Origin of the sequence: Neisseria perflava (genome assembly GCF_002863305.2) — a bacterium.
Classification (GTDB): domain Bacteria; phylum Pseudomonadota; class Gammaproteobacteria; order Burkholderiales; family Neisseriaceae; genus Neisseria; species Neisseria perflava_A.
Map to the genome: position 1 here is coordinate 1,344,964 of NZ_CP136962.1, position 17,707 is coordinate 1,362,670.

Annotated in this window: 16 protein-coding genes; 8 read left to right on the forward strand and 8 right to left on the reverse strand. The window is 47.4% G+C overall.

Features of this window, described 5'->3' with window-relative positions; translation table 11 throughout:
* The first annotated feature begins 24 nt into the window (after positions 1-24).
* The 3 genes from CYJ98_RS06245 to CYJ98_RS06255 all read left to right on the forward strand — a co-directional run bounded on the left by CYJ98_RS06245 (position 25) and on the right by CYJ98_RS06255 (position 1,537).
* Complete coding sequence (locus CYJ98_RS06245) at positions 25-738, forward strand: phosphoglycolate phosphatase (protein ID WP_101755339.1); 714 nt, start codon at positions 25-27, stop codon at positions 736-738.
* Positions 739-838: 100 nt separating this feature from the next.
* A complete protein-coding gene (gene recX, locus CYJ98_RS06250) occupies positions 839-1,300 on the forward strand; it encodes a recombination regulator RecX (RefSeq protein WP_101755338.1) in 462 nt (153 codons plus the stop codon).
* Between the two features lie 75 nt (positions 1,301-1,375).
* Entirely contained in the window at positions 1,376-1,537 is a 162-nt protein-coding gene (locus CYJ98_RS06255; RefSeq protein ID WP_049344044.1) for a hypothetical protein, read from the forward strand.
* A gap of 96 nt (positions 1,538-1,633) precedes the next feature.
* Here the strand turns inward: CYJ98_RS06255 and CYJ98_RS06260 are convergent, their stop codons facing one another.
* From CYJ98_RS06260 to gmk, 3 genes are all read right to left on the reverse strand, one after another.
* A complete protein-coding gene (locus CYJ98_RS06260; protein WP_101755337.1) occupies positions 1,634-3,790 on the reverse strand; it encodes a RelA/SpoT family protein in 2,157 nt (718 codons plus the stop codon).
* A 106-nt stretch (positions 3,791-3,896) separates the two neighbouring features.
* Entirely contained in the window at positions 3,897-4,103 is a 207-nt protein-coding gene (gene rpoZ / locus CYJ98_RS06265; protein WP_003682294.1) for a DNA-directed RNA polymerase subunit omega, read from the reverse strand.
* A 53-nt stretch (positions 4,104-4,156) separates the two neighbouring features.
* Entirely contained in the window at positions 4,157-4,774 is a 618-nt protein-coding gene (gene gmk, locus CYJ98_RS06270; RefSeq protein ID WP_063067948.1) for a guanylate kinase, read from the reverse strand.
* A gap of 168 nt (positions 4,775-4,942) precedes the next feature.
* Here gmk and CYJ98_RS06275 point away from each other — a divergent pair, with 168 nt between their 5' ends.
* A complete protein-coding gene (locus tag CYJ98_RS06275; protein ID WP_101755336.1) occupies positions 4,943-5,503 on the forward strand; it encodes an adenine phosphoribosyltransferase in 561 nt (186 codons plus the stop codon).
* A 45-nt stretch (positions 5,504-5,548) separates the two neighbouring features.
* Here the strand turns inward: CYJ98_RS06275 and CYJ98_RS06280 are convergent, their stop codons facing one another.
* The 3 genes from CYJ98_RS06280 to CYJ98_RS06290 all read right to left on the reverse strand — a co-directional run bounded on the left by CYJ98_RS06280 (position 5,549) and on the right by CYJ98_RS06290 (position 9,762).
* On the reverse strand, positions 5,549-6,238 hold the full coding sequence (locus tag CYJ98_RS06280; RefSeq protein WP_419150079.1) for a toxin-antitoxin system YwqK family antitoxin: 690 nt from the start codon (positions 6,236-6,238) through the stop codon (positions 5,549-5,551).
* 273 nt (positions 6,239-6,511) lie between these two features.
* Positions 6,512-7,411: a 50S ribosomal protein L3 N(5)-glutamine methyltransferase gene (gene prmB / locus CYJ98_RS06285; RefSeq protein WP_036491733.1), complete on the reverse strand. Its 900-nt coding sequence runs from the start codon at positions 7,409-7,411 to the stop codon at positions 6,512-6,514.
* A 95-nt stretch (positions 7,412-7,506) separates the two neighbouring features.
* Complete coding sequence (locus tag CYJ98_RS06290) at positions 7,507-9,762, reverse strand: nitric-oxide reductase large subunit (protein WP_003745817.1); 2,256 nt, start codon at positions 9,760-9,762, stop codon at positions 7,507-7,509.
* A gap of 399 nt (positions 9,763-10,161) precedes the next feature.
* Between CYJ98_RS06290 and nirK the strand changes: the two genes are divergently transcribed.
* The 4 genes from nirK (at position 10,162) to CYJ98_RS06310 (ending at position 15,011) form a co-directional block, all read left to right on the forward strand.
* The gene (nirK, locus tag CYJ98_RS06295; protein WP_004519389.1) at positions 10,162-11,331 is read left to right on the forward strand and encodes a copper-containing nitrite reductase; all 1,170 of its coding nucleotides are present in this window, start codon (positions 10,162-10,164) and stop codon (positions 11,329-11,331) included.
* A gap of 173 nt (positions 11,332-11,504) precedes the next feature.
* Entirely contained in the window at positions 11,505-12,260 is a 756-nt protein-coding gene (locus tag CYJ98_RS06300; RefSeq protein ID WP_003745813.1) for a formylglycine-generating enzyme family protein, read from the forward strand.
* 211 nt (positions 12,261-12,471) lie between these two features.
* Positions 12,472-12,741 (forward strand): 30S ribosomal protein S15, encoded by a 270-nt coding sequence (rpsO, locus tag CYJ98_RS06305; RefSeq protein WP_003679932.1) that lies wholly within the window; start codon positions 12,472-12,474, stop codon positions 12,739-12,741.
* A gap of 176 nt (positions 12,742-12,917) precedes the next feature.
* Entirely contained in the window at positions 12,918-15,011 is a 2,094-nt protein-coding gene (locus CYJ98_RS06310; RefSeq protein ID WP_101755334.1) for an AsmA family protein, read from the forward strand.
* A gap of 268 nt (positions 15,012-15,279) precedes the next feature.
* Here the strand turns inward: CYJ98_RS06310 and ubiD are convergent, their stop codons facing one another.
* Both ubiD and CYJ98_RS06320 read right to left on the reverse strand, forming a co-directional pair.
* On the reverse strand, positions 15,280-16,758 hold the full coding sequence (gene ubiD / locus CYJ98_RS06315) for a 4-hydroxy-3-polyprenylbenzoate decarboxylase (RefSeq protein WP_101755333.1): 1,479 nt from the start codon (positions 16,756-16,758) through the stop codon (positions 15,280-15,282).
* 326 nt (positions 16,759-17,084) lie between these two features.
* Positions 17,085-17,594 (reverse strand): DUF2199 domain-containing protein, encoded by a 510-nt coding sequence (locus CYJ98_RS06320; RefSeq protein ID WP_101755332.1) that lies wholly within the window; start codon positions 17,592-17,594, stop codon positions 17,085-17,087.
* Positions 17,595-17,707 lie beyond the last annotated feature (113 nt).

A 17,707-nucleotide genomic window follows, 5' to 3' on the forward strand; every position in this document is an offset into this window, starting at 1 on the left:
AATAATATGACAGAAAGCTACTCAATGACCACTGCTGCTTTAGAACACGTTCAAGCCGTTGCCTTTGATTTGGACGGTACCTTATGTGATTCCGTTCCTGATTTGGCCGCAGCAGCCCAAGCCATGTGTGCGCACTTGGGTTTACCTGTTTTGCCTACCCAAACGGTTGAAAGTTATGTCGGCGACGGCATCAGCAAGTTGGTTCATCGCGTCATTAGCAATGATCGTGAAAAAGAAGCCGATCCTGAAATCTGGGAAAAAGGTTTTGTGTTCTTTATGAAATATTATCGCGAACACTTGAGCGACTTTACCCGCCCCTACCCTGAAACCGAAGCCGGTCTCGGCCTGCTCAAGTCCTTGGGTATTCCATTGGTTGTCATTACCAATAAAAATGAAATTCTAGCTGCTGAGTTGCTGAAGCAGCTCAATCTCGACGGCTATTTCAGCCTGGTTCTCGGCGGCGACAGCCTGACTGAGAAAAAACCCAGCCCATTGCCGCTTCAACATGCGGCCGAAGTTTTGGGCATCGACGTTGCCAATATGCTAATGGTGGGCGATTCTAAAAATGACATTCTTGCCGCCAAAGCGGCCGGTTGCTTCAGCGTCGGCGTAACATTCGGCTACGGCGACATGACCTTGCTCTCGCAAGACAAAGCGACCAAACCTGATTTGTTGATTCGCGCCCTGCCTGAAATCTACGAAAATCTGCAACCGCAAAAAAACAAAGACGAAGAATAATTCGGCTTTATTTTCAGACGGCCTTTTCGGTGCTTTCACCCAATCAGGCCGTCTAAAAATGTAATTCAATGTAGTTAAATCCCTCCCTTTCCATATTCCCATGAAACCTCCCAAAACCTTACGCGCCCGCGCCTTGGATATTCTTTCCCGTCAGGAAGTCAGCCGTGTTGGCTTGAAACGCAAACTGGCTCCGCACGCTGAAAGCGAAGAAGAATTGGAAAAGGTTTTGGACGAATTCGCCGAACGAAATTGGCAATCCGACCAACGTTACGCAGAAGCCTATATTCACAGCAAGAGCAACCGTTACGGTGCGCTCCGCCTCAAGCAAGCTTTGGCGCAACAAGGTATCGATGCAGACGACTGTCGGGAGTTCCTACCCGATAGGGAGGACGAGCTGCAAACCGCTATTTCCGTCTTGCGTAAAAAATTTAAGCAAGAAGCCCAAGATTTGAAAGAAAAACAAAAACAAGCGCGTTTCCTTGCCTATCGCGGCTTTGGTGCCGACACCATTCAGATGGCCTTAAAAACCGCGTGGAATGAAGACGAAGACTTCTATCAATAATCATTCCCACTTGAAACTTTGCTTCTATCGGCGTACCCTTACGCTTTTATTCAATAATTCAATCAGAGCTTCATCATGTCCGACAAACCGCACGATACACCTAATCCCCTACTCGAAGATGAACGCAAAAACCCTGTTTACCGCTTGGGTCAGGCAGTAGCCGGATTCATGTTGCTGGTTTGGGCCGGCGTTTTGGCCTTGGTTTTCTTCTTGGTTTTCCGTTTTTGGTTGAATTAAACCCAATCCAATTACAAAAAAGCCAACAGCTTTTATTTATAAACATCAAAAAGGCCGTCTGAAAACACTTTCAGACGGCCTTTGCTTATAACGAGATTATCCTCGAATCACTTTGCGGATATTCGGATTGGCATGCATTGCATGAATAATCTGATTAACCTGATCCAAGTCTTTGACTTTAATTGTGAATTTAAATTCTACAAAACCTTCCGTTCCTGCTTGCGCTTTGGTTGGCGTATCGACAGATTCGATATCCGCACCGGAATTGGAAATCGCTTGCGCCATTGAGGCCAGCAAACCATGCGCATCTTCGGATTTGACATTGAGGATGGTGCGGTACGTTTGATTGCGCAAACTGTCCCAACCCGCATCCAGTTGCTCTTCTGGATCAGCTTTAACCAAAGTTTGACAGGTATCACGGTGGATAATCATACCCTTGTCTTTGACCAATAATGCGCGGATCGCATCGCCGGGAATCGGATGGCAACATTCGGCAAAATGAATCCGGCCGGTTTCCTGATCGTTGACTTTGATCGGGCTGAGTTTGACCTCGCTGCCAAAATGTTGGCCTGCCAACTCGGCAATGTGCATGGCAACGTGTACCGGCAAAGTATGCCCCATACCGACATTGTAGAGGACCTCTTCAAACGAGGTTTGTTTGGTATTCAAATCGGCAAGGTATTTTTCTTTGAGGTCGTCTGAAAGCAGGATGTCTTTAGGCAACAGGCTGGATAAAGCTTTTTGCAGCAGGTTCTCACCCAAAACAACGGCATCGTGACGATTCAGATTTTTAATATATTGGCGGATGGCGCTGCGCGCACGGCTGGAAACGGTAAAATTCAGCCATGCCACATTAGGCTTGGCGTGCTCGGAAGTAATGATTTCTACCGTATCGCCGGTTTTCAGCTTGGTGCGCAACGGCATCATGACGTTATTGATACGCGCGGCAACGGTTTTATGACCGATATTGGTGTGAACGGCATAGGCAAAGTCAATCGGCGTCGCACCTTTAGGCAAGGTAAGGATATCGCCTTTCGGGGTAACGATATAGACTTCGTTGGGAAACAAATCGACTTTGACATGCTCCAGAAACTCGATAGCATTTGAGCTGCTGGCCTGCAGGTCAAGAATATTTTTCATCCATCGGTTCATATGGAGGACGGCTTGGTCCGGAGTGTTTTCACCGGATTTGTAAATCCAATGGCCGGCAATACCGCCCTCTGCCACGGCATCCATTTCACGCGTACGGATTTGCACTTCGATCGGCAAACCGTAAGGGCCGACCAAGGTCGTGTGCAGGCTTTGATAACCGTTGCTTTTCGGAATGGCGATATAGTCTTTAAAACGGCCGGGCTTGGGGTGGTATAAATTATGTAATGCGCCCAACGCGGCATAACAGGCAGGAATGTTGTTTACGATGACCCGAAAGCCGTAAATATCCATCACTTCGGCAAAACGCAGTTTTTTAGCCAGCATTTTTTGATGGATGCTGTATAAGTTTTTCTCGCGGCCTTTGATTTTGGCTTCAATATTGACACCGACCAAACGTTGACCGAATGCACGCAACACTTTGCCAACAACATCGCGGCGATTTTTGCGGCTGTTGTCCATGGCTTTTTTCAGGGTTTCGTAGCGTCTTGGGTGGAGGTTTTGGAACGATAAGTCTTGAAGCTCTTGATACGCATTGTTAAGGCCAATGCGGTTGGCGATTTGAGCATAAATTTCGAGGGTTTCTTTGGCGATGCGGCGGCGTTTTTCCGGACGCATAGAGCCAAGGGTGCGCATATTGTGCAATCGGTCTGCAAGTTTGACGACGATGACACGCACGTCTTTAGTCATGGCGAGGATAAGCTTGCGGAAACTTTCCGCCTGATGCTCGGCATGATCTTCAAATTTGAGTTTTTCCAGTTTGGAGAGGCCGTCTACCATTTCAGCAATGGTATCGCCGAATTCTGCCGCCATTTCGACTTTGGTTACACCCGTATCTTCCAATACATCGTGCATAACGCCCGCGCAAAGACCTTGAACATCCATGTGCCAAATCGCAAGCTGCGTGGCAACGGCGAGAGGATGGGTGATGTAGGGTTCGCCGCTTTTACGGGTTTGTCCGTCATGAGCGTGGAAAGCGTAGGCAACGGCTCTTTCAAGCTCGGCCTGCTCATTGGTATTGAGATAGGATGCGGTGCGAAACAGAAGCTCGCGCGCTTCTGCTGTCAGCGGGTCATAGGGGGCGGTAGGCAGTGGGGCTGGCATTTTCAGACGGCCTTTTATGGCTATTTTTTTAAGCCGTCAGACTGTATCGGTTGTTATATCGCACCGATACAGTCCGCGCGGCGGTTTTATCGGTTTGCCGGTTGGTTTATTTGTTGCGGGTCAGCAGCTCGGTTCCGATTTGTCCGGCTGCGATTTCGCGTAGGGCGGTTACGGTTGGTTTGTTGTTACGGATGTCGTCAACCAAAGGCGTATTGCCGTTTTCGAGCTGGCGTGCACGACGGGCGGCAACGAGGGTAAGGTCGAAGTGGTTAGGGATTTTACCTGTGCAGTCTTCAGTAGTAATACGAGCCATGTTTGCTTGCTTTCTTTCTATGTTTCAAATAAAACGGTTATTTTCGCTGTTTTTTACGAATTTTCCAACAGGTTTGAGATAAATCCCTGCTGGGCGGATTTTTTCAGACGGCCTGCTTTAATAATGTGGAACAAATCGGCTTCGGCACGATCCAAATCGTCATTCACGACGACGTAATCGAACAAAACGGATTGTTCAATCTCATGACGGGCTTTAGACAGGCGTGTTTGAATAACTTCTTCGCTGTCTGTACCACGGCCGATCAAACGTTGCGCCAAAACTTCAAAGGAAGGCGGCAGGATAAAAATGCTGCTGGCTTCAGGCAACGATTTACGCACTTGCGCCGCACCTTGCACATCAATTTCCAAAATTACGTCATAGCCCTCTTCGCTCAACGAATTCACGCCGGCAATGCTGGTGCCGTAATAATTACCGAACACATTGGCGTGTTCTAAAAAGGCTCTTTGCTCAATCAGTGATTCAAATTCTTCTTTGGGAACAAAGTGGTAATGCACACCATGTGCCTCACCCTCACGCGGCTGGCGCGTGGTATGAGAAATAGAAACACGGATGTCGTCATGATTTTTCAATAGGCGCGACACCAAGGTCGTTTTACCTGTGCCAGAAGCGGCAGAAATAATGTAAATATTGCCTTTTTTATGATTTTGCATGGTGGTTCAGCCGATGGTATGTATCTGTAAATTATAACACAACACAATGTTTCTCGGAATTTCAGACGGCATGTTGCAAAATTTGGCTATTGTATCGATTAATTTGGCAAGTCCGCATATGACCGCTACAATATCGTGTTAAAAACTTTTTGATTTCGGAATGTCGAAATGTTGATTCATCCTGAAGTAATGGGCGTAGAAGCTTTGGCGGAGAAAATCCGTAAAATTGAAAACTGGCCGCAAAAAGGGATTTTGTTTCATGACATTACTCCTGTTTTGCAAAGCGCAGAATATTTCCGCCTACTGGTCGATTTACTGGTTTACCGCTATATGGGGCAAAAAGTTGACGTTGTGGCAGGCTTGGACGCGCGCGGTTTCATCATTGGTGCGGCTTTGGCCTATCAGCTGAACGTCGGCTTTGTCCCCATCCGCAAAAAAGGCAAACTGCCGTTTGATACGGTTTCTCAAAGTTACGCTTTGGAATATGGCGAAGCAACGGTAGAAATCCATACCGACGCCATCAAGCCGGGCGCACGCGTTTTGTTGGTAGATGACTTGGTGGCAACCGGCGGCACAATGCTGGCAGGTGTCGAGCTGATCCGCAAACTGGGCGGCGAAGTAATCGAAGCGGCTGCCATTTTGGAATTTACCGACTTGGACGGCGGAAAAAAAATCCGCGAAAGCGGCGCGCCGTTATTTACCCTATGCCAAAACAAAGGCTGTATGTAATAAAAAACCGCAAGCTAATCAGCTTGCGGTTTTTTATAATCAAAATTATTCGAGAACGTATCCGTCCGTATCCCAAAAAGTTTTTTTCACCAACTGGTCGTCTTTATAAACCAGCTCAGATTTCTTCGCACCATCATCATACCAATCCAAAATAATGCCGCTGCGTTTACCGTTGCGAATACTCAATTCAGACACGATGCGGCCATTTTCATCCCAACTGATGATCTCCGTTGGTTTGTCATTGCTCATCATCATTTCAGTTTTCGGACTGCCGTCTGAATACCATTGTTTCCAATGGCCATTGGCTTTATCGTGCTTAAACTGAATTTCGCTTTCTTTCACGCCATTTCGGTAATAGCGAGAACCCACGCCCTCACTCAGGCCATTTTGATAAGGCATCACCGCAGATTTTTTGCCGTTTGGATACCAGTTAACCCATTCGCCATGCGGTTTGCCGTTGCGATAGCTGCCGACCATCTTTTTCTGACCGTTGAAATGCCACAGGGTTAATGTACCATTATCCAACGCCGGCACAAAAACCTTAATCTGACCAGCAGGTATCTCGTACGGATCAGAATATTTTTTCATTGATGGATAGTAAAAATCCTGAACCTGCGCCTTACCTGCCGCAATTTTGTATTGGCGGACATAAGCAACCGAAGGCATGGTTGCCGTCAGTTTACCGTTTTGATTGAAATAAACGGTATATTGCTGGGCAAAAGCGACAACGGGCATACTGAATAAAACAGCAGCCAACAGGCCTGATTTTAAACGATTATTCATAATATTGGGTTTGGCAGTATATGTTCTACAAAAGTCAGTAATAAAAATCTACCGGTATTTAAATCTATGACGAATATTATAAGCCATAGTTTCAAACCCTGCTTGGATTTCATAGCCGACCTATCATAGGCATTTGTATTTTCTTAAAACATTAAAGACATTACAAAACAGAGGCCGTCTGAATTTTTTTTCAGATGGCCTCTATTTCAATTACATTAAAACAATTTATTCTTCACCCAATAATTGCTCACGGGTCAACAAGAATACAAACCCATCGCCACCGCTAGTTTCCAACCAAGTAAACGGCAATTCCGGATAAGCCGCCTCCAATACTTCGCGGTTGTGGCCGATTTCAACCAGCAATACACCTTTCGGATTCAAATATTTCGCAGCCTGCAAAATGATTTGGCGTGTAGCATCCAAACCATCTTCGCCACTGCCCAAAGCCAATTCCGGCTCATGCAGGTACTCATCGGGCAATGCTTCCACAGATTCCGCGTCGACATAAGGCGGATTGGAAACAATCAAGTCATAGGTTTCATCCAAACCTTCAAACAAATCGGTATGCACCAAGCTGATGCGGTCTTCCAAGCCATAATCTTCGATATTGATGGCCGCTACTTCCAAAGCATCTAAGCTCAAATCTACGGCATCGATTTGTGCATCAGGATAGTGGTGCGCCATTTGAATGGCCAAACAGCCGCTACCGGTACACAAATCCAAAGCTCGATGCACCAACTCATCATGTTCAATCCAAGGACGGATACCGTCGCCAAGCAATTCATAAATAAAAGAACGAGGCACAATGACGCGCTCATCGACATAAAAATCAAACTCGCCCTGCCATGCCTGATGTGTCAGATACGCGGCAGGAATATGCTCCACTGCGCGGCGTTCGAGAATGGATAATACCTCTTCCTTCTCACTTTGCAACAATTTGGCATCCAAATAAGGCTCCAACGTATCCAACGGCAGATTCAAAGTGTGCAAAATCAGATAGGCTGCCTCGTCATGGGCATTATCGCTTCCGTGTCCGAAAAACAGTCCGGCATCGTTAAAACGGCTGACGGCGAAACGCAACAAATCGCGAACAGTGATCAGCTCTTGAGCAGCTTGCTTAAACATAATGTTTTGTCTTGTCGATTTAAGAATATTGAAATTATAACAGAAAGGCCGTCTGAAAACTTTTCAGACGGCCTTCGATTTAATTCAGCTTAAGATTATTTATCGCGGCTGAATACGATTTTGGTAGCTTGGATAGCAACGCAGACAGCACCACCGATAAAGATCAAGTCAGCAGCGGTACGAACCCAACGCAGGGTATCCAGAATTTCCATTTGCAGGAATTCTTCGCTACGTGCATACCACAGACCGTGAGTGATAGAAGCGTAAGCTTGAATCACGCCAACCGGCAACAGGCTGATGGCAATCATACCCACCAGGCCGCCGTTCAACAGCCAGAATGCCCAAGTCATCAGTTTGTCGTCAAATTGAGCATTAGGTTTCAGGTAACGTGCAACCAGCAATACGAAGCCCAGAGCCAAGAAACCATACACACCAAACAGAGCCGCGTGAGCGTGAACTGCAGTAGTGTTCAGACCTTGGATGTAGAACAGGGAAATCGGCGGGTTAATCAGGAAGCCGAATACGCCGGCACCGATCATGTTCCAGAAGGCAACTGCTACGAAGCACATCAGAGGCCAACGCAGACGTTTCGCCCAATCGGACAGATGTTGGTAAGACCAGTGTTCGTAAGCTTCACGACCCAGCAGAACCAAAGGTACAACTTCCAAAGCGGAGAAACATGCACCGATTGCCATAGAAGCAGAGGTAGAGCCGGAGAAGTACAAGTGGTGCAATGTACCTGGAATACCACCCAACATGAAGATGGCAGCAGCAGCCAAAGTAGAAGCAGTAGCAGTACTACGGCGGACAAAGCCCATGTTGTAGAAGATGAATGCGAAGGCGGCAGTAGCGAACACTTCGAAGAAACCTTCTACCCACAGGTGAACCACCCACCAACGCCAGTATTCCATCACAGCGATTGGAGATTTTTCACCGTAGAACAGGCCAGGAGCATAGAACACACCCACACCGACCATAGAAGCTACGAAGATAGCCAACAGGTTTTTGTCTGTACCTTTTTCTTTAAAGGCAGAGACAGTACAACGCAGCATCAGGAACAGCCACAACAGCAAGCCGACCATCAGCAACAGTTGCCAGAAGCGACCCAGATCCAAGTATTCGTAACCTTGGTGACCGAACCAGAAGTTCAGCTCAGGCGGAATGATGTGGGTCAAAGCAAAGAAGTTACCTGCATAAGAACCGCCGACTACGATGAACAGGGCGATGTACAGGAAGTTCACACCGGCACGTTGGAATTTAGGATCTTTACCGCCGTTCACAATCGGAGCCAAGAACAGACCTGCTGTCAGGAAGCCGGTTGCAATCCAGAAAATAGCGGATTGGATGTGCCAAGTACGGGTCAACGCATATGGGAACCAGTCGGCCATTTCAAAGCCCAAGGCGGTATCGATACCGTAGAAACCTTGACCTTCGACAGTATAGTGAGCGGTCAAACCACCCAACAGTACTTGTACGACAAACAGCGCAACAGTCAGGAATACATATTTGCCCAACGCTTTTTGAGAAGGAGTCAGTTGTACTTTGGAAATAGGATCCTCAGTAGGTACTTCAACCTCTTCGTGTTTGGTCAAGAAAGAGTAACCCCACATCAGCAAGCCGATACCCATCAGCAACAATACCACGCTGGTGAAGGACCACATGTAGTTTTCAGTAGTCGGTACGTTGTTGATCAAAGGCTCGTGCGGCCAGTTGTTGGTGTAAGTGAAGTTCTCGTCAGGACGGTTGGTCGAAGCAGACCAAGAAGTCCAGAAGAAGAAGTTGAACAGTTTTTCACGCGCTTCTTGGCTTGGCAATGTGTTGTTTTTCATTGCAAAGTGTTCGCGAGTGGTTTGGAACTTAGGATCGTCGCTGTACACACCGTGGTAGTAAGGCAGAATGCTTTCGATCGCTTTCACGCGAGTATCGCTGATAACGACAGAACCGTCTTCCTTAATACGGCTTTGGTTGCGGTATTCGTCAGCCAAACGGGTTTTCAGAACAGCTTGTTCCTCAGGAGAAACTTCGTCAAATTTTTTGCCGTAAGTTTCTTGCGCAGTCAGATCCAACCATGCAACCAGCTCGCGGTGCAGCCAGTCGGCAGTCCAGTCCGGAGCTTGGTATGCACCGTGACCCAATACAGAGCCAACTTCCATACCGCCGGTAGTTTGCCATGCAGATTGACCTGCCAAAATATCGTCTTTGGTCATCAGGACTTTGCCGGATGCAGAAACGACTTGTTCAGGGTATGGCGGAGCCTTTTTATAGACCTCGCTACCCATATAACCAAGAATGGTAAAGCATACTGCCAGTACGGCAAACAGCAAGTACCAAAGCTTCTTGTACTGTCCCATTTTGAGTACTCCTTGATTTTGGTAAAAAGTGGTTGGGTATTAATTCATCAAATATGAATGTTAAAGATTGTATCACGGTTTTAAAAGTAAAGAAATATTTTGTCAATAATATTCCTTTAAAACCATTAACTTACATGATATTGATTCCTATTATCTTGTATAACTCCTCCTTTGTTATATTTTGTGTTAAGCCCACACTAACATTTTCACACAAAAATAAACTTTTCGGTTTAGTTTTTTATACTACTAAAGGAGTATTTAAGGATTAAAAGATTCATATTCATTGAACAATTTGATTTATGTCAAAATACACCCAAACAAGCGCCTACATAATCATACAAAATTTCAAACCATCCTATCAGGATACTTAACTTTTCTTACAATAAGGAAACTTTAAACATGAAACGCCAAACCTTAGCTGCACTTATCGCTTCTGTATTTGCACTGGCCGCATGCGGCGAACAAGCTGCTAAACCAGCTGAAACTCCGGCTGCCACCGCTTCTGCCGAAGCTCCTGCTGCTGCTTCTGACTCACAAGCTGCTGCCGAGACTCCTTCTTCAGAATTGCCTGTAGTCGATGCCATCATGACTCACGCTCCGGAAGTTCCACCTGCAATCGATCGCGATCATCCGGCTAAAGTACGCGTTAAAATGGAAACCGTCGAAAAAACCATGACCATGGAAGACGGTGTTGAATACCACTACTGGACATTCAACGGCGACGTTCCGGGTCAAATGATCCGTGTACGCGAAGGCGATACCGTAGAAGTAGAATTCTCTAACAATCCTTCTTCTACCGTTCCTCACAACGTTGACTTCCACGCTGCTACCGGTCAAGGCGGTGGTGCAGAAGCTTCCTTCACTGCCCCAGGCCACACTTCTACTTTCAGCTTTAAAGCTCTGCAAGCCGGTTTGTACATTTACCACTGTGCCGTTGCTCCTGTAGGTATGCACATCGCCAACGGTATGTACGGTTTGATCTTGGTTGAACCTAAAGAAGGTCTGCCTAAAGTGGACAAAGAGTTCTACATCGTACAAGGCGACTTCTATACTAAAGGTAAAAAAGGTGCTCAAGGCCTGCAACCTTTCGATATGGACAAAGCAATTGCCGAACAACCTGAATACGTTGTATTCAACGGCCACGTAGGCTCTATCGCCGGCGACAATGCCCTGAAAGCTAAAGCTGGTGAAACTGTTCGTATGTACGTTGGTAACGGTGGTCCTAACTTGGTATCTTCTTTCCACGTTATCGGCGAAATCTTCGACAAAGTATATGTTGAAGGTGGTAAACTGATTAACGAAAACGTACAAAGCACTGTGATTCCTGCTGGTGGCGCCGCCATGATCGAATTCAAAGTCGATATTCCAGGCAGCTACACTATAGTTGACCACTCTATCTTCCGTGCGTTCAACAAAGGTGCTTTGGGTCAATTGAAAGTTGAGGGTAACGAAAACCCTGAAATCATGACCAAAAAACTGAGCGACACCGTTTACCAACCTGCCGGTGCTGCCGCTTCTGCCCCAGCCGCTGCGTCTGCCGCACCTGCTGCTTCTGAAGCCGCTAAATAATCCCTCGGTTTAATACGCCAAGCCACTGCTACTCTTCTCTTAGAGTCGCAGTGGCTTCCATCACAATTAATCTTCCTATTCAATCAGACAGATTAATTTTTCAGACGGCCTTGTTATGATTAGGCTATCTTAAAAATAAATTTTCTGTTTTCAAACGATAATAAGGGCGTACCATGAAACTCATACGACTCCTCCTCTTAGGCAGTGCCTTAATCTGCGGCAATACATTTGCAGCCGAAATGGTAAAAATCGAAGGAGGCAGCTATCGTCCTCTCTATCTCAAAAAAGAGACTTCCCTTATTAAAGTCAAGCCCTTCCAACTTGACAAATATCCTGTAACCAATGCCGAATTCGCCGAATTTTTGAAAACACATCCACAATGGCAAAAAGACAAAATCAGCTCTAAACAAGCTGAAAAAGCTTACCTGAAACATTGGGTAAAAAACGGCAGCAACAGTTATGCGCCTAAGGCCAGCGAACTCAAACATCCGGTAACCAATGTTTCATGGTTTGCCGCCAATGCCTACTGCGTTTCCAAAGGCAAACGCCTGCCGACTATTGACGAATGGGAATTTGCAGGCTTAGCCTCTGCCACTCAAAAAGACGGCTCTGCCGAACCCGGCTACAACCGTACCATCTTAGATTGGTATGCAGACGGCGGCCGCAACGGCCTGCACGACATCGGTAAAAACAAACCCAACTATTGGGGCGTATACGATATGCACGGCCTGATTTGGGAATGGACTGAAGACTTCAACAGCAGCCAACTCTCTGCAGGCTCGTCCAACACACAAATGTTCTGTAGCGGCGCATCCGTGGGCTCGAGCGATCCGTCCAACTATGCGGCATTCTTACGCTACGGCATCCGCACCAGCCTGCAGTCCAAATATGTTTTAAATAACTTGGGCTTCCGCTGTGCGAGCAAATAAAGTTTAGTTTTTTATCACCAAAGCAGCTTTGGCGGTACTGAAAGGTATCGCCGCTTTTTTTGGCCGTCTGAAAAGATATGGCGCACAAAGACAAATTGTGGCATAATCCGCCCGTCTTTATAAAAAGGCACTTAGGAGTTTGCTTAGGTCGTTCGGCTTGGCAAACTTGTCCGAACCTGAAAAGGTTCTTTTATTTTCGGAGTTATCCATTATGGCATTGACCGTAGAACAAAAAGCACAAATTGTTAAAGATTTCCAACGCAAAGAAGGCGATACCGGCTCTTCTGAAGTACAAGTCGCTCTGTTGACTTTCCGCATCAACGACCTGACTCCTCACTTCAAAGCCAACCCTAAAGACCACCACAGCCGTCGCGGCCTGTTGAAAATGGTTAGCCAACGTCGTCGCCTGCTGTCTTACCTGCGCCGTACTCAGCCTGATACTTACCGTACACTGATTACCCGCCTGGGTCTGCGTAAATAATTTATGCTTAAAATCAACACCGCCTTCGGGCGGTGTTTTTATTCATATACCCATGCCGTCTGAAACACATGCCCACTCTGTGTTATACTTCCACACGCTTAAGCAGCAAGGCTTAAACTTCCAATCACTCCTTAAAGCTCCCATCAAAGCGAGAATCTGAATTGTCTGTTCATTCCATGTTGCACTCAGGAAAATTTTGGCTGAAAACCCTGGTTTTCAGCATTGCCGTGCTTTTATGCCTCGCGGCGGTATTGAGTGCCTTAATGTTCCGCATATTCAATACAGAAAACATCGACGTATTCATACAGAAAAACTTTTCCGCCCATGGCTGCCAAGTTAAATACAATGCCAATATCAGCAGAAAATGGCTGCCACGCCCTACGCTTATTTTAAAAGACCTCAGCCTTTCATCTTCCGAACCTGATACGCCGACGCTGAACATTGCCGAGTCCAAAATGGGCTTTGGCTGGAGCAGCCTATGGTCAGACGCCCCCGTTCTTGAAAAATGGATTCTTTCCAATCCTTCTCTGACGCTGGGCCCCAAAAACCACCTGCCTGCCTGCCTGCAACAAAACCATACATCAAAAGAAAGCTTCCAGCTCAACCGCGTCATCATCAATAGCGGCAGCATCCGCTATCACAATAAAGAACAAGATATTGCCTTAAACGATCTGCAATTTTCCCTGCGCAGAGCCGATTCAGACGGCCGTCCATTCGATATCAGCGGCACACTGCAAAACATAGGCAACCCCATCAGTTGGCAAGGCGTTGGCCATCTTGTACAAGATGATGCCGGCTGGAGCGTTCCCGCACTTAAGCTGAACCTACAAACCGTATTACTCAAAAACAAGCTGGATGCCCAAATCGCAGGCAGCCTTAATTGGCAAAACCAAACCGCCCTACTCCGCGACTTCAATCTGCAAGCCGAAAGCGGCTACCAAAACTTGCATATCAACGCACGTTCTCCCCTCTTGCAATTCAAAAACGGCTATTTGCACCTCAATACACTCAACGGTGCATTGACCGCCGGCAGTGAAAACAACCAATGGGACGGCTCATTCAAACTGGACAAAGCCAACCTCTACGCAACCGTTTTGACCGCCGCCAATTTTGAACTCAAAGGCAGCCATAAAAACGACCGCCTCCAAACCAACTTTACCTTTTCCAGCCCGTTGGTTTGGCAAAAAGGCAAAGGCATCGACGCGCCCAAACTGCACCTCAGCACCCTGCAAGACACCATCAACCGCCTTCCCCGTCCACGCTTCATCAGCACACTCGAAGGGCAGGCCAACTTCAGCCTGAACACATGGGAAGGCCGTCTGAAAGGCGCATTTGACAGGCAGGCCCTTGCCTTGGCCTTTAAATACCAACGCGATGCCCAACCGCGTCCGCACCTTGACGCCGGTATCGCCTTACAAAAACTTAATCTGACCCCTTACTTGGAAGATCTGAAAACCCAGCCATCACTGAATCTTCCTTCCCTGCTGGCCAAATCCTGGTTGCCCGACATTGAGGCCAACCTCCAAATCGGCAGCATTCAAACTGCCGGCCTGCAATTAGAAAACATCGAATCCCTGCTCACCGCCGATAAAGAACATATCGCCCTGCACCGTTTCAAAGCCGGGCTTTATGGCGGCAAAACCGAGGGCGGTCTGAGTATTGCGGCGACCCAACCTGCCTCCTACCACCTTCAGCAAAACGCAAAAGGCATACAAATTCAGCCGCTGCTGCAAGACTTGTTCGGTTTCCACAGCTTCAGCGGCAGCGGCGACGCCGTTATCGACATTAAAACCACCGGCAACAACCGCGCCCAAATGATACAAGCCCTAAACGGCAGCCTGCTCCTCGATATTACCAACGGCGCATGGCACGGCATCGATATGGACAGCATTCTGAAAAACGGCATCTCTTCGGAAAAAATCGACAACAGCAACCTCAAAACTCCTTTCCATCATTTCACCCTCAATAGCGAAATCGAGAAAGGCATCAGCCATCATATCAACACCGAACTGTTTTCCGACAGCCTGCACGTTGTCAGCAGCGGCTATACCGATTTGAATACCCAAAAGCTGTCCGAAAACCTGCTTATCAGCAACGTACTGCAGCCTAAAAACAAACCGATTCCCCTCAAAATCGGCGGAACCGTACAAAACCCTTCCATTACCCTTGATTACAGCCGCTTGACCAATGGTATGAATACGCCTGCAGAAAAACAAAAAGCCCTGCAAGAAACCATACAAGAACAATGGAAGTGGCTCAAACCGCGCTAGGTTTTCAAATCAAAGGCCGTCTGAAACCCAAAAAATTTCAGACGGCCTTTTAACAGATACATTGTCAGAATAAGATGTTTACTTAGGAATGACTATATACGCAATCAGTGCAACAATGATGACAAACCATATAGCCAACATTAATCAAGCCTTTTTTGGAGAGTTTTCTTTTTCTCCAATCGAGCCTCAATATTTCTATCGTACCCTCAAACATAGACCCAATAATTCCCATCAAGATTTGAAGTAGAAATTCCAATGAATCCGACATCTACAAACCCAAACGCTCCCAAATCTCATCAATTTTGGCCGTAACGGCAGGGTCTTTTTTGATCACACGCCCCCATTCGCGGTCGGTTTCGCCCGGCCATTTGTTGGTCGCATCCAAACCCATTTTGCCGCCGAGTCCGCTGACGGGGCTGGCGAAGTCGAGATAATCGATGGGCGTGTTTTCTACCAAAACGGTATCGCGTACTGGGTCCATGCGCGTGGTGACCGCCCAGATGACTTCTTTCCAGTCGCGCACGTTCACATCGTCATCAACTACGATGATGAATTTGGTGTACATAAACTGGCGCAGGAACGACCAGCAGCCCATCATCACGCGCTTGGCGTGTCCGGCGTACTGTTTCTTCATGCTGACCACCGCCATGCGGTAGGAACAGCCTTCGGGCGGCAGGTAAAAATCGGTGATTTCGGGGAACTGCTTTTGCAAGAGCGGTACGAACACTTCGTTCAACGCCACGCCCAAAACGGCAGGTTCATCGGGCGGTTTGCCCGTGTAGGTGGAGTGGTAAATCGGGTTTTCGCGCATGGTAATGCGCTCGACCGTAAACACGGGGAAATGGTCCTGCTCATTGTAATAGCCGGTGTGGTCGCCGTATGGGCCTTCCAACGCGGTTTCATTTGGATGAATCACGCCTTCCAATACGATTTCGGCACGGGCAGGCACTTGCAAATCATTGCCGATACATTTCACCAGCTCCGTCCGCGAACCGCGCAACAGTCCGGCAAATTGGTATTCGCTCAAGGTATCGGGAACAGGCGTTACCGCTCCGAGAATAGTGGCAGGATCACAACCGAGCACGACGGCGATAGGATACGGCGTATCGGGATTGAGTTTGCAGAATTCCTGATAATCCAACGCGCCGCCGCGATGCGACAGCCAGCGCATAATCAGTTTGTTTTTGCCGATTAGTTGTTGGCGGTAAATGCCGAGATTTTGGCGTTTTTTGTACGGGCCGCGCGTGACGGTCAAGCCCCACGTTACCAGCGGTGCAACGTCTTCCGGCCAGCAATGCTGAATCGGAAGTTTATATAAATCAACGTCGTCACCTTCCCATACGATTTCCTGACACGGCGCGTTTTTCACCACGTTCGGCGCCATGCTCCAAATGTCTTTCAACAGCGGCAGTTTGGAAAACGCGTCTTTAATGCCTTTGGGCGGTTCGGGTTCTTTCAGATACGCCAGCGTCTGCCCGATTTCGCGCAGCTTGGATACGCTGTCCGCACCCATGCCCAGCGCCACACGTTCGGGCGTACCGAACAGATTCGCCAAGACAGGATAATCATAACGCGTACCGTCAGGCTTAATCAGATTTTCAAACAACAACGCCGGCCCTTCAGCGCGCAGCACGCGGTCGGCGATTTCGGTCATTTCCAAATGCGGCGACACCGGATGCTGAATGCGCTTGAGTTTGCCATCAGCTTCCAATCCGGCGATAAATTCTCGCAGATCTCTGTATTTCATGTTGATCCTTATTTGAGGCCGTCTGAAAACCAAATTTTGGATTTCAGACGGCCTGAATCATATATTGCAATATGGCTTTGGGGCATTCGCTGTTTTCAGCAAAAACCAATATGTACCATATGGGTTGTGAATACTGAACTTCCAGCCCTTGTAGCAGAAATCTATCCACGTTTCACCTGTAATCGTATCAGACACGAAGGTAATAGGCATTCCGCTGAAGTGGACAATTTGCTCAATAGCGGACAGGTTTACAAAACAGTTGCAGGAAAAGGTAGGAAATATCAAGTATGGTTTCGTTCAAGAGAGGAATGTTTACCTTTTTGTTCTTAGTAATCCGATCCGAATACCGCATCTATCCTTGCCTGCGCTTCAGCGTATTCTATGCCTTGGTAAAAGTCGCGTACCAGCGGATGTTTACTGCTTTGATGGAGTTGTAGCAGAGGACGTTGGTTATTGAGCTGAGTAACGACATTACAATGCAGACCGAAGGTGTTGGTTTCATATGAGGGTAGCCAGTTGCATATCATACCGAAATAAACAACGTTTTCCGGATTATCATGGAAGTGGCTTTTATAATCGTTAAAACTCTTTTCGCTGACAGATACCCATACGCCGTATTCCAACGTTTCCTCATGTCCGATAATGGGGATATGCAGCACCGTGCGGATAAAGCGGTCAGTTTGGTCAGGATAGCGGATAATGCAGAAATCACCGTTACACTCGGCCTGGTAGGTACTACGTTCGTCCTCGCTTAACTCATTATAGGGATCTGGAGTGATAAAGCCGATTGCGGGCATCTCTTCATGATTTTCGCCGCAGGAAGTACAAGTGTACATAATGGATTCCTTTTGAATTTTAGATTCTTTAATTCCACAACCAACTTTCCAAACAGGCCGTCTGAAAACAGACTTCCATTTCGGGTTTGAAAGATAAACCAGCAGCTATTGTA